Here is a 12732-nt window from a genome sequence, read left to right on the forward strand (position 1 = left end):
CTATGCTCCTGGCCCAAGCCAGTTGATCACCTGTGTTGCGACGACCCCTCGAATCCACCAGGTGGATGAAGGAGCCCTTCATCGCTGTCACAGGGTTCGGGTGACCTTGTTCAGGCCGCGCGGGCTGTCCGGGTCGCCGCCGCGCGCCAGGGCCAGGCCGTGCGCGAGACGTTGCACCGGAAGGATTTCCAGCACCGGTGCCACTTCCTCCGCGGTCTCCGGGATCGCGATCGACAACGCGGACGGCACCTTCTCCGAAGCCGAACCGACCGCCACGACGTCGGCGCCGCGCTGGTTCACCACCTCCAGGGCGTCCAGCAGCGAGTCACCGCCCTTGCCCAGCGACGTGATCGCCAGAACGGCGGTCTCGCCGTCCACGGCGGCCACGGGACCGTGCAGCAGGTCTGCCCCGCTGTACGCCCGAGCCGCGAGGTACGACGTCTCGGCGAGCTTCAGCGACGCTTCCAGTGCGGTGGCGTAGGAGTAGCCACGTCCGGTCGTCAGAACGCGGTCCACGAACCGGTAGCGGCGCACGGCCTCCTCGACGGTCGGGGTCGACTGGTCGAGCGTCACCTGGGCCAGGTCGCCCAGCGACGCCGCCGCCTCGCCGTTGCCGCCCCGCACGGCGTCGATCAACAGGTACAACGCGAGCAACGTCGCCGAGTAGGTCTTGGTGGCCGCGACCGCGTGTTCGACGCCCGCGGCGACGTCCACGGAGAGCTCGGCCGCCGCGTTGAGCGGGGACTCCGGGGTGTTCGTCACGGCCACGGTCAGTGCGCCCCGGCGGCGGTAGGAGGCGGTGACCTCCAGCAGGTCGGGGGAGCCGCCGGACTGCGACACGGTGATCAGCAGGACGTCGCGCAGGTCGGGCTCGGCGCCGTAGAGCGTGGTCGTCGAGGCGGAGACCAGGCCGGCCGGGAGCTGCAGGAGGATCTCGGTGAGGTACTTGGCGTAGATCGCCGCGTGGTCGCTCGAGCCGCGGGCGGCGAACAGCACGAAGCGCGGTGCCCGCTCGCGGATCACGTTGGCGACCTCGGCGATCGACGAACGTGACGCGTAGAGCGAGGAGAAGATCGACGGCTGTGCGGCGATCTCCGCTGCCATGTGCTGGCCAGGCTGGGGCGAGGTCATGTCGTGCCTTTCAGGATCAGCTCGGCCGCGGCTCGGAGGCTCACCCGAGAACCGCCGTGGGTGTCGATGCGGGCGACGCTGCCCAGGTCAGGACCCGGCACGCCGGTTTCGACGTGTACCACGTCCAGGCCCAGATTAGTTAAGTTTGTTACCAGTTGTCGAGCACCGGTGTGGCGGTGGGCGTCTCTCGTCACCACCACAATCGTGCGGTCACCGGCTGCCTTCGCAACTTCTTCCGCCGCGACGTCGCGGGACGCGATCACCTCGGTGCCGGGAAGCACCTCGCGGAGGTAGGGGCCGAGGCCCCAGGGCACGTCGCCGACGGCGATGGACGGGTCCACCACCAGGTCGACGACCACCGGAGACGTACCGACATTAACCCGGCCGCGCACCTCGATCGCACGTCGAGCGGCCGTGAGACCGATCTCAGCGTCGTGGGCGTCGACCGTTGACGGCGGCAGGCCGAGCGCCAGCGACCGGGCCGCGGCCTGGGCCAGCCGCTCTTCGGAGAGCTCGCCGGACTTCACCGCGGCCACGATCGAGTCGATCAGCCACTGGAGGTCCTCGTCGCCCAGCGCGATGCCGCCCAGGCACAGCGCGTCCACGCCCGCGGCCAGCGCGCGGACGGCACCCATGGCCAGGTCACCGCCGACGGCCTTCATGTCCAGGCCGTCGGTGATCACCGCACCGGTGAAGCCGAGCTCGGAGCGCAGCAGGTCGATGGCGTGCTTGTTCAGCGTCACCGGCGCGCTGCCCCACTCGGGGACGACGAGGTGGCCGGTCATGATCGAGCGGACGCCCGCGTTGACGGCCGCCTGGAACGGCACCAGCTCCACCGCGCGGAGCTGTTCCTCGGTCCGCGGCAGGACCGGCAGCTGCTCGTGGGAGTCCTCAGTGGACGCTCCGTGGCCGGGGAAGTGCTTGGCACAGGCGGCAACGCCGACGGCCTGCAGTCCCTCGACCCACGCGGCGACGTGCCGCGCGGCGAGCACGGGGTCCGAGCCGAACGAGCGGACGCCGATGATCGGGTCGTCCAGCGTCAGCACGAGGTCCGCGGACGGCGCGAGGTTCAGCGAGATACCGCATTTCGCCAGTCGCGAGCCGATCGACGCGGCGACCGAGCGGGTGAGGTCGAGGTCGTTCGCCGCGCCCAGGGCGTGGTTTCCCGGCACCTCGGAGCCGCGCCCCGCGTCCAGGCGCGTGACGTCACCGCCCTCCTCGTCGATGCCGATCACCACGTCCGGGCGCACCGAGCGGAGCTCGCCGCACAGGGCGGTCACCTGGGCGTCGTCGACGACGTTGCGGCCGAAGAGCACCACGCCGCCGAGGCCGTCAGCGACCCGCCGCAGCAACCAGTCGGGGGCGGTCGTTCCGTGAAATCCGGGCAGCAGAACGGCAGCGGCCAACTGATCCACGTGTCATCCCTTCACCGCACCGGCGGTGACGCCGGCGACCATCTTGCGCTGCACGATCAGGAAGAAGACGAGGGCGGGCACCGTGAAGAGCACCGAGGCGGCCATCGCGCCACCCCAGTCGGTGCCGAACGCCGTCTGGAAGCCGGACAGCCACACCGGCAGTGTTTCCCTGTCCTGGCTGCGGATCAGCACCTTGGCGAACAGGAACTCGTTCCAGGCGGTGATGAACGCGAACACCGACGTGGCGACGAGACCCGGCCCCAGCAGAGGCAGCGTCACCTTCTGGAACGCGCCCCAGCGGCCGCAGCCGTCGACCATCGCGGCCTCCTCGAGCTCCACCGGGATGCCGTTGACGAACCCGCGCAACGTCCACGCGCAGAACGGCAGCGTCACCGCGAAGTACACGAGCACCAGGGAGGAAAGGTGTTCGTAGAGCTGAAGATCGCGCATCATCAGGAACATCGGGATCAGCAACGCCTCGAACGGCGCCATCTGTGCGACCAGCATCAGGAGCACGAAGCTCTTGCGGCCGCGGAAGGCGAAGCGCGACATGGCGACCGCCGCCGTGATGCCGACGACGATCGCGGCGAGCACCGCGGTGAGCGTCACCATCAGGCTGTTGCCCAGCGCGGACAGGAAGCCCGGCTTCGTCCACGCGGTGACGAAGTTGACGAACGTCACCGACAGCGGCACGAGGTCGTAGTCCGACGTGATCGTCGAGCCCTGTGGCTTCATCGCGGACGTGATCATCCAGTACGTCGGGAACAGGAAGAACAACGCGAGCAGGACACCTGCGACGTTCGCGGCAGACTTCTTGAGCATCAGATCTTGCCCTCCTCGGTCTGCAGCAGCCTGCGCAGGTACTGGAAGGTGATCAGGCCCAGGATGAGCATCATCAGGACGCTGATCGCGGCGGCCACGCCGAAGTGGCTCTTCGCGATGCCCTCCAGGTACTGCAGCACGGCGAGCGTCGTGCTCTCACCGCTCGGGCCGCCCTCCTTGAACACCCAGATCTGGGCGAAGACCTTGAAGTCCCACAGCGTCGACAGGAACGTCACCATCATCAGCAGCGACTTGATCTCCGGCCACGTGACCGCGCGGAACGTCTGCCAGCCGGACGCACCGTCGATGCCCGCCGCCTCGTAGAGGTCGCGCGGAACGCCCACGAGCCCGGCGTAGAGGGAGAAGGCGAGGAACGGGATCGCCTGCCAGACGATGAGCAGGCCGACGACCGACAGCGTCGACGTGCCGGAACCGAACCAGGAGTGGCCGGCGAACTGGTCGAAACCGAGCTTCACCAGCGTCTTGTTCAGGATTCCGTAGTTCTGGTCGAACATCCAGATGTACACGGTGGCGGACGCGAGGATCGGCATCGCCCACGCGCACAGCATCGTGATCTGCAGCAGGATCCGCACCCACGGCGTGAGCACGCGCATCAGCAGCGCGATCAGCAGGCCCGCGCCCACCGACACGCCCACGACGGACACGGTGAACACGACGGTCCGCAGCGTGACGGTCCAGAAGCGCTCGTCCTGCAGCACCGTCACGTAGTTGTCGATGCCGGTCCACACGATCTCGCCGCGGACCAGTTCACCGAGGTTGAGCTGGCGGAAGCTCGTCACGAAGACCGAGACGACCGGGAACCCGATCAGCCAGAGGATCGCGATGAGCGCCGGAGCCAGCAGCAGGTAGGGCAGCGCCCGGTCGAAGGCGCCGCCCCGGCGACGACGCTTGCGCGCGCCACCCGTCACGGCAGGCGGCAGCGCCGGCGGGGTGGTGCCCCCGGCCGGCGCTGCTGTTTCGGTCGTCTTGACGGCCGTCATCTCAGCTGGGCTAGCCCATGGCCTTGGTGACGGCTTCGCTCGCGTCCTTCGTCGCCTGGTCCAGGGACTTGGCACCGGACAGGTACGCGGTGAGCGCGTCCTTCAGCGGGTTCTGGCCCGCCTCGACGGCCGCCCACTTCGGCGTGGTCGGGGTGACCTTGCCGTTGGGGGCGGAGGCGGCGAGCGCCTTGCCGACGGCGTTGGACTCGAGCTTCGAGGTGTCCTTCGAGGTGCCGGGAACCGCGCCGCCCTCGGCGAGCATGTCCTGGTACTTCTTGGACGACAGCAGCGCCAGGTACTTCTTGGCGGCGTCCGCGTTCTTGCTGGCGGCCGGGATCGCGAGGTTCGAGCCGCCGAGGAACACCGGCGCGGTCGAGCCCGCCTTCTTCGACGGGATCGGGAACGCCGCGGTCTTGTCCTTGAGCTCCGGCTTGTTCTTGACCGCGCTGCCGAGCTCCCACGGCAGGCCGATCATCATGCCGACGTTGCCGGTCTGGAACACCTCGTACTGCTGGGGCTTCGCCTCGTCGATGTCAGCGGGGGCCTTCTTGGCGGCCGACGCGTCGTAGAGCTCCTTGTAGGCCTGGAAGCCCGCCTTGGACTGCGGCGTGTCGAGCGTGCCGGTCCACTTGCCGCCGTCCTGCTTGGCGACGTCGCCGCCCTCGTCCCACAGCAGCGAGAGCAGGAAGTACCAGGACTGACCGGGCAGGTACAGGGCCTGGAAGTCCGGGTTGGACGCGTTCGCGGCCTTGAGCTTGTTGATCGCGTCGATCCACTCGGCACGCGACGTCGGCGGCTTCGCGATGCCGGCCGCCTGGAACAGGTCGGTGCGGTAGATGACGGTGCGGTTCGCCGCGTAGAACGGCACGCCGTACTGCTTGCCGTTCAGCGTCAGCGAGTCCTTCAGGCCGCCGAGCCACTCGCCGCCGTTGAACTGGCTCGCGTCAGCCGTGAGGTCCATCAGCGTGCCCTGGTCGGCGAAGCTCGCCGTCTGGGTGTTGCCGAGCTCGATGACGTCGGGCGGGGTGCTGCTGGCCAGCGCGGTGGTCAGCTTCTCCTGGATACCGGTCCACTTCTGGACCTCGTACTTGACCTTGATGCCGTTCGCGCTCTCGAACTCCTTGTTCAGAGCGTCGGTCAGGGTCGGCGCCGCGGAGCCGTCCATGAGCCACACGGTGATCTCTTTGGTCGCCGCGCCGCCACCGCTGTTCGTGCTCGTGCCACATCCCGACACGGCCACTGCCAGTGCGGCGGCACCAGCAGCGAGTCCTCTCCAGCCCTTCACAGTCGCGCCCTTTCAGCAAGCCCGGCTCCACGGCCGGAACGCCCAAGTGGTGTAGACCAATGCGGAACAGCGTGTGCCGCGTCACCCCTCCTGTCAAGCACGTTGCCAAAGCGTTGCGGAGTCGTCGGACCAATTTCGTGTCGATTGGCGGGGGTTCGAACGCACGAAACGACCCGGACAAGGCATCCTTGTGGGGCGTGACGTGAGTGCGAGGAGGAGGCCATGCTGGAGACGACGCCTGCATCAGGCGTGGACGCCAGGACGCGTGCGCAGCGCGAGCCGAAGTACTGGGGTCTCAAGCGGCACCTGCTCGACCTGTTGAGGGCACTGCCGCCCGGCTCACCGATCCCCACGGAACGGTCGCTGGCGGCGGAGTTCGACGTCTCCAGGACGACGGTCCGGCAAGCGCTTGCCGAGCTGACGGTGGAGGGCCGGCTGCTCCGGGTGCAGGGCAAGGGCACCTTCGCGGCCGAGCCCAAGGTCGCCCAGAGGTTGCAGCTGTCTTCGTACACAGAGGACATGCGCGCCCAGGGCCGCGTGCCGTCGTCCAAGCTGATCGAGGCCTCCGAGATGCCGGCGGAAGCCGAGCTCGCCCGGCTGCTCGGCGTGCGGCCCGGCGCGAAGGTGCTGCGCCTGCACCGCCTGCGCCTCGCCGACAACGAGCCGATGGCGATCGAGACCACGCACCTGGCGCTGGGCCGGTTCCGCGGCCTGCGGCGTTACCTGGCTCCCGGCGCCTCGCTGTACCAGGTGCTGTCCGAGCGGTTCGGTGTCGAGATGGGACACGCCGAGGAGACGATCGAGACCGCGCTCGCGTCGCCGGAAGAGGCAGAACTGCTCGGCGCCGACATCGGCCTGCCGATGCTGCTGCTGTCCCGGCACTCGTTCGACACCGAGGGCAACCCCATCGAGTGGGTGCGCTCGGTGTACCGCGGTGACCGGTACAAGTTCGTCGCCACGCTGAACCGGCCGTCTTGATCGCCTGGGGCACACCGCGCGCCCGCGCGGTGCTGGCCACGACGATCCTCGGCTCCGGCATGGCGATGCTCGACGGCACGATCGTCAACGTGGCGCTGCCCAGGATCGGCGCGGAGTTCACCGCGTCGGTCACCGATCTGCAGTGGATCCTGAACGGGTACCTGCTCGCGCTCGCGTCGCTGATCCTGATCGCGGGGTCGCTGGGTGACCGGTTCGGGCGGCGGCGGGTCTACGTGATCGGCGTGATCTGGTTCGGTGCCGCCTCGCTGTTGTGCGGGGCCGCGTGGAACGTGCCGGTGCTGGTGGCCGCCCGCGTGCTGCAGGGTGTCGGCGCGGCGCTGCTGACGCCGGGTGCGCTGGCGATCCTGCAGTCGTCGTTCAACCGGGAGGACCGGTCGCGGGCGATCGGTGCGTGGTCAGGGCTTTCCGGTGTCGCCACGGCGGTCGGGCCGCTCGTGGGCGGGCTGCTGGTCCAGGCCTGGTCGTGGCGGCTCGCGTTCCTGGTGAACCTGCCCGTCGCCGCGCTGTGCGTGTGGCTCGCCCTGCGTTCGGTGCCGGAGTCTCGTGACGAGTCCGCCGGTCATCCCAACTACCTGTCCGCGCTGGTGGGGGCCTTGGGGCTCGCATTGTTGACAGGTGGGATTGTTGAACAATCCTACGTTGTGACAATCCTCGGACTGCTGGCGATGGTGGCGTTCGGCGTGCTCCAGAAGCGGTCCCACGACCCGCTCGTCCCTGTAGAATTGTTCAACAATCGAACGTTCCTGCTTTCCAACGTTCTGACGTTCCTCGTGTACGCGGCGCTCGGCGGCGTGATGGTGCTGCTCGTGTTGCAGCTGCAGATCTCGCTGGGCTACTCGCCGACCGCCTCGGGCCTGGCCAGCGTGCCGATCACGATCATCATGCTGCTGGCGTCGTCGACCTCGGGGAAGCTCGCTCAGCGCCACGGCCCGCGGCTGCAGCTGATCATCGGTCCGATCCTGGTCGGTCTGGGCATGCTGCTGCTGCGCGGAGCCGAACCCGGTTCGAGCTACCTGACCGGCGTCCTGCCGGGCGTGCTGGTGTTCGGCATCGGCCTGGCCGCCGTGGTGGCGCCGGTGACGGCGACCGTGCTCGCCGCGGCCCCCGACCACCACGCGGGCGTCGCGTCCGGCGTGAACAACGCCGTCGCGCGAACCGGCAGCCTGCTCGCGATGGCCGTGCTGCCCGCCGCCGTCGGCCTGTCGGGCGACGACTACACGAACCCGGCGGTCATGACCTCCGGCTGGCAGATGGCCCTCGTGCTGTGCGCGGTCGCGTCGATCGCGGGCGGCCTGCTCGCGCTGGGCGTCGACAACCGGGTGCTGGCCGCGGAGCACGAGCAGCCGGACAACCCGCATCCCGGCGACTGCCTGCACTGCGGGGTCGAGGGACCGCCCACGCACGTCCGGTCAGGTGGTCGGGCAGTGCGGTGACCGGCTTCGCGGCGGGAGAGGAGCGCTGGAGGGCCCGCCTGGGCACGCTGCGGCAGGTCGTCCGCCAGGAACTGGTGGCCAGGCAGCTGGCCGCTCACCTGCCGCCGCGGTCGCGCGTCCTGGACGTGGGCTGCGGCCAGGGCACTCAGGTGCTGCGGCTCGCCAGGAACGGTCACCACGTGACGGGCCTGGACTCCTCACCTGCCCTGCTGGACGACCTGGGGCGTGCCCTCGAAGGCGAGCCGGACGACGTCAGGGCACGGGTGCGGCTGGTTCAGGACGACGCGCGGAACCTGGCATCGTTCGCCGGGAGCTTCGACGTGGTGCTGTGCCACGGCGTGCTGATGTACTTCGCCGATCCGGAGCCGTTGCTGGACGACCTGGTCGGGCTGGTCGCACCGGACGGCGTGCTCTCGTTGCTGGTGCGCAACGGCGACGCCCTGGCGATGCGGCCGGGTCTGCTCGGCGACTGGGCCGCGGCGCGGCAGGCGTTCGAGAGCTCGTCGTACGACAACCGCCTCGGCGTGACGGCCCGCGCCGATCGCCTCGACGACCTCACCGCCTCGCTGGCGGACCGGGGGATGCGCGTGCGCGCCTGGTACGGCGTGCGGGTGTTCACCGACACCGCGGCCGACGAAGCCCCGGTGCCCGATGAACGCGAACTCCAGGCGCTGTTGGCGTGCGAGGAACGCGCCGGCGCGACCGACCCGTACCGGCGGGTGGCCGCGCTGACGCACGTGATCGCCGGTCAGGCGGCCAGCACCCGAGCGAGCAGCGCTGGATCGACGTTGCCGCCGGACACGATCGCCACGCCGGATCCGAACTTCGCCTGAGCCGCAACGGAAACGGCTCCGCTGGGCTCGGCCACGAGCCGTGCCCCGCGCACCAGGCCGGCCATCGCGGCGAGGATCTCGTCCTCGGTCACCGTGATCACGTCGTCGACGAGCTCGCTGATGTGCTCCCACGTCAACGCGGACGGCTCGTCGCGCAGCGCGTCGGCAACCGTCCGGGCTCGTTCCACGGGATCCCAGCGCACCAGCGCACCCGCCCGCAGCGAGTCGGCGATGTCGGCCGCCAGCGCGGGCTCGGCGCCGATCACGCGGACGTCCGGGCGTAGCGCCTTGATCGCCGTGGCGACGCCGGAGACCAGCCCGCCACCGGACATCGGCACCACGACCGCGTCGACGGACGGCAGGTCCTCCAGGATCTCCAGGCCGATGGTGCCCTGGCCCGCGATCACGTCCGGGTGGTCGAACGGCGGGATCAGGGCGGCGCCGCGTTCGGCGACCAGTGCCTCGGCGCGCTCCACGCGTTCGGTGATGCCGACGATGAAGACCTCGGCTCCCAGGGCACGGGTCGCCTCGATCTTCACCTCCGGGGTGTTGGAGGGCATCACGATCGCCGCGGGCACACCGTGCAGGCGCGCCGCGTAGGCCACGGCCTGCGCGTGGTTGCCGCTGGAGTACGCGACGACGCCGTTCGAGCGGTTTTCCAGGCGTGCCAACGCGTTCAGCGCACCGCGGAGCTTGAAGGCGCCGATCGGCTGCAGCGACTCCGGCTTGAGCCAGCAGGATCCGTGCGGCAGCAACGGTGTGCGCACCACGTGCGGCGCGATCACCCTTGCCGCCGAACGGATGTCGTCGAGGGAGATCATCCGAGGATCGACGCGAGCAGCGCGGGCTCGATGTTGCCGCCCGACACGACGGCGACGGTCGGACCGGCGGGCAGCGAGCGGTTCAGGTACGCCGCAACGGGAACGGCACCGCTGGGCTCGGACACGACCCGCGTGCGGCGGGCGATTTCCTTGATCGCCGAACGGATCTCGTCCTCGGTCACCGTGATGATGTCGTCGACGTGCTCGCGGATGTGCGCGAAGGTCAGCTCGGACGGTTCGGCGCGCAGGCCGTCGGCGATGGTGCGGGCGCGGTCGTGCGCGTCCCAGCGGGTCAGGGATCCGGCGGCGAACGACGCGGCGGTGTCCGCGGCGAGTTCCGGTTCGACGCCGATCACGCGGGCGTTGGGGCGCAAGGACTTCACGGCCGTCGCGACGCCGGAGATCAGGCCGCCGCCGCTCACCGGGACCAGGACGGTCGCGACCTCGGGGAGATCGGCGCAGATCTCCAGGCCGATGGTGCCCTGGCCCGCGATCACGTCCGGGTGGTCGAACGGCGGGATCAACGTGGCGCCGCGCTCCTCCACCAGCTCGTAGGCGCGCGATTCGCGTTCGGTGATGCCGACGACGAAGACCTCGGCACCCCAGGCGAGCGTGGCGTCGATCTTCAGCTGCGGGGTGTTCGACGGGACGACGATCGCCGCGGGCATTCCGAGCAGCTTGGCGGCGTGAGCGACCGCTTGCGCGTGGTTACCGCTCGAATACGCCACGACACCACGGGCACGGGCTTCGGAAGGTATGCGCGACAACGCGTTCACGGCGCCGCGCTGCTTGAAGGCTCCGATCGGTTGCAGGCACTCGGGTTTGATCCACAGCGACGAGTCGAACGGCAGCAACGGCGTGTGGACGACGTGCGGCGCGATCGCAGCGGCGGCCGCGTGAATGTCTTCGAGAGTCACCAGGCGCATGTGTTGATGATGCACGTCACCGGCGCACAACCGGTGAACTGTGCCCGACGTCCCACGAATGTCATGGCTGAGAAGGAGAAGATCACCCCCGTCAAGCTCGTCGCGAGTGTGCTCGCCGCCGTCACCGCGGCAGTGCTGAGCCTTCGCCTCAACGTCGTCGGCACCATCATCGGCGCGGTCCTCGCGAGTGTGGTGACCACAGTGGGCGCCGTCCTCTATCAACGGTCGATGGAACGCGAGAAGCGTTGGCAGGTCATCGCGGTCGGCGGCCTGCTCGCTTTCGTGGTGACCGTCCTCGCCGTCACGAGCGTTCAGCTCGTCACCGGCAAACCCACGTCGGCGGATCCGGCGCCGAAGCCCACCACGAGCACTCACACCGAGACCCGCATCGAGACGACGAAGATCGAAACGATCACCGTGACGGCCCCTCCGAGCACGTCCGGTCAGTCGCCCGCCGAAAGCACCACGACGACCGGACCGACCACGACGTCGACAGGATCCCGACAGCCGACCGACAGCTCGGCGCCGACGTCAACTGTCGACCCCATTCGGTGATCACATCACTACATTGAGCGATAGTTAACTGTCAATTGCTACGCACCGCAGTTGATCTGTCGTGAGCTGTGACACACTTCGTCCACGATCGATGCGAGGCGTCATAGGTAACAGCCCTGTAACGTCACTCGAACGGGCGAAGGATTCGGTCCGGAAGAGACCGGGAGGAGGGCGGATGAGGCTCGTGGCGAGACCACTTGAGCGCGGCGCCCTCGCAAGACACGAGGAAGAACTGGGGATTGGAGGGGTGGGGCGACCCCTGCCGCCGCCCCACCACCCGTCCCCCTAGAGCCCCCGAGAGAGGTCCCTGCAACCGATCTCTCGGGTTCCCCTGCACCCGAAAGTGAGGGAGACGTCTGATGAACCGCACGAGTGCGGCCCGTATTACCGGTGCCGTTCTGCTCGCCACCGGAGTCGTGACTGCTCTCAGCGTACCGGCGTTTGGCGCCCCTGCCGCACCAGTCGCCCCAACCGGTTCCGACACGGAGAGCTACCCGGCCGAATTGCTCCAAGCGGTCCAGCGTGATTTGGGCCTGAACGCTGAGCAGGCCCGCGTCCGGTTGGCCAGTGACCAGAAGTCGAGCGAACTCGCCGAGCAGGCGAAGACCTCGCTGGGCGACGCGTTCGGCGGAGCGTGGATCGACCAGACGAGCGGCAGGCTGACCGTCGCCGTGACCAAGTCGGGACTCTCCGTGAGCGGCGCCGACGTCCAGGTCGTCAAGAACTCGCTCACCCAGCTCAACGGCACCAAGTCGGTGCTCGACCTCATGAGCGCTCCTTCCGCGATCACCAGCTGGCGCGTGGACGAGAAGTCCAACAGCGTCGTGATCGAGGTGAACAAGAACGCCCGCGACGCCGCGGCGGACAAGTTCATCGCCACCGCGAAGTCCATCGGTTCGACCGTCACCGTCGAAGAGGTGACCGAGAGCCCGAAGCCGCTGTACGACCTGCGCGGCGGTGACGCGATCTACATGGGCGGCGGCCGCTGCTCGCTCGGCTTCTCCGTCCAGGGCGGCTTCGTGACCGCGGGTCACTGCGGCCGCGCCGGCACCGCCGTCTCCGGCTACAACCGCGTCGCGGCCGGCACGTTCGCCGCCTCGGTCTTCCCCGGCAACGACTACGCGCACGTCCGCACCAACGCGAACTGGACCCCGCGGCCGTGGGTCAACCGCTACGGCGGCGCGAACGTGATCGTCAAGGGCTCGTCAGAGGCCGCCGTCGGCGCGCAGATCTGCCGCTCCGGCTCGACCACCGGCTGGCACTGCGGCAGCGTCCAGGCCAAGAACCAGACGGTGAACTACCCGCAGGGCACGGTCCGCGGCCTGACCCGCACCAACGTCTGCGCGGAGCCCGGTGACTCCGGTGGCTCGTGGGTGGCGGGCTCCGGCTGGGGCCAGGCCCAGGGCGTGACGTCCGGTGGTTCCGGCAACTGCTCCTCCGGTGGCACCACGTACTTCCAGCCGGTGAACCCGATCCTGTCGCGCTACGGCCTGCGTCTCGTGACCGGATGA

12 protein-coding genes are annotated in these 12732 nt (G+C 69.2%); 5 read left to right on the plus strand and 7 right to left on the minus strand.

All coding sequences use genetic code 11. The features are described from left to right. Positions 1-87: 87 nt before the first annotated feature. The 5 genes from IEZ09_RS40835 to IEZ09_RS40855 are packed head-to-tail and all read right to left on the minus strand — an operon-like array spanning position 88 to position 5654. A complete protein-coding gene (locus IEZ09_RS40835) occupies positions 88-1131 on the minus strand; it encodes an SIS domain-containing protein (RefSeq protein ID WP_189259219.1) in 1044 nt (347 codons plus the stop codon). Beyond that, a complete protein-coding gene (locus IEZ09_RS40840) occupies positions 1128-2546 on the minus strand; it encodes a glycoside hydrolase family 3 protein (protein WP_189259220.1) in 1419 nt (472 codons plus the stop codon). The genes IEZ09_RS40835 and IEZ09_RS40840 overlap by 4 nt, the downstream gene beginning before the upstream one ends. Before the next feature lie 3 nt (positions 2547-2549). Further along, positions 2550-3368, minus strand: a complete 819-nt coding sequence (locus IEZ09_RS40845) for a carbohydrate ABC transporter permease (protein ID WP_189259221.1) — start codon at positions 3366-3368, stop codon at positions 2550-2552. Further along, positions 3368-4369, minus strand: a complete 1002-nt coding sequence (locus IEZ09_RS40850) for a carbohydrate ABC transporter permease (RefSeq protein WP_189259222.1) — start codon at positions 4367-4369, stop codon at positions 3368-3370. The genes IEZ09_RS40845 and IEZ09_RS40850 overlap by 1 nt, the downstream gene beginning before the upstream one ends. Before the next feature lie 10 nt (positions 4370-4379). Further along, positions 4380-5654, minus strand: coding sequence for a sugar ABC transporter substrate-binding protein (locus tag IEZ09_RS40855; RefSeq protein WP_189259223.1), 1275 nt, complete (start codon positions 5652-5654; stop codon positions 4380-4382). A 222-nt stretch (positions 5655-5876) separates the two neighbouring features. Here IEZ09_RS40855 and IEZ09_RS40860 point away from each other — a divergent pair, with 222 nt between their 5' ends. The 3 genes from IEZ09_RS40860 to IEZ09_RS40870 are packed head-to-tail and all read left to right on the plus strand — an operon-like array spanning position 5877 to position 8919. After that, entirely contained in the window at positions 5877-6632 is a 756-nt protein-coding gene (locus IEZ09_RS40860) for a GntR family transcriptional regulator (protein ID WP_030470948.1), read from the plus strand. A 59-nt stretch (positions 6633-6691) separates the two neighbouring features. After that, the gene (locus IEZ09_RS40865) at positions 6692-8086 is read left to right on the plus strand and encodes an MFS transporter (protein ID WP_189259250.1); all 1395 of its coding nucleotides are present in this window, start codon (positions 6692-6694) and stop codon (positions 8084-8086) included. Next, positions 8083-8919, plus strand: coding sequence for a class I SAM-dependent methyltransferase (locus IEZ09_RS40870; RefSeq protein WP_229813400.1), 837 nt, complete (start codon positions 8083-8085; stop codon positions 8917-8919). Before IEZ09_RS40865 ends, IEZ09_RS40870 begins: the two co-directional genes overlap by 4 nt. On the opposite strand, the gene IEZ09_RS40875 is transcribed toward IEZ09_RS40870, so the two are convergent. After that, positions 8835-9740 (minus strand): threonine ammonia-lyase, encoded by a 906-nt coding sequence (locus IEZ09_RS40875; protein WP_189259224.1) that lies wholly within the window; start codon positions 9738-9740, stop codon positions 8835-8837. The genes IEZ09_RS40870 and IEZ09_RS40875 overlap by 85 nt on opposite strands. Next, a complete protein-coding gene (locus tag IEZ09_RS40880) occupies positions 9737-10666 on the minus strand; it encodes a threonine ammonia-lyase (RefSeq protein WP_189259225.1) in 930 nt (309 codons plus the stop codon). The genes IEZ09_RS40875 and IEZ09_RS40880 overlap by 4 nt, the downstream gene beginning before the upstream one ends. Between IEZ09_RS40880 and IEZ09_RS40885 the strand changes: the two genes are divergently transcribed. Together IEZ09_RS40885 and IEZ09_RS40890 are read left to right on the plus strand one after the other, a co-directional pair. Beyond that, on the plus strand, positions 10601-11221 hold the full coding sequence (locus tag IEZ09_RS40885) for a hypothetical protein (protein ID WP_189259226.1): 621 nt from the start codon (positions 10601-10603) through the stop codon (positions 11219-11221). The two genes, IEZ09_RS40880 and IEZ09_RS40885, sit on opposite strands and share 66 nt — an antisense overlap. Before the next feature lie 359 nt (positions 11222-11580). Continuing rightward, on the plus strand, positions 11581-12732 hold the full coding sequence (locus IEZ09_RS40890) for a S1 family peptidase (RefSeq protein WP_189259227.1): 1152 nt from the start codon (positions 11581-11583) through the stop codon (positions 12730-12732).

Origin of the sequence: Lentzea flava, from assembly GCF_014648475.1 — a bacterium.
GTDB classification, from domain to species: Bacteria; Actinomycetota; Actinomycetes; order Mycobacteriales; family Pseudonocardiaceae; genus Lentzea; species Lentzea flava.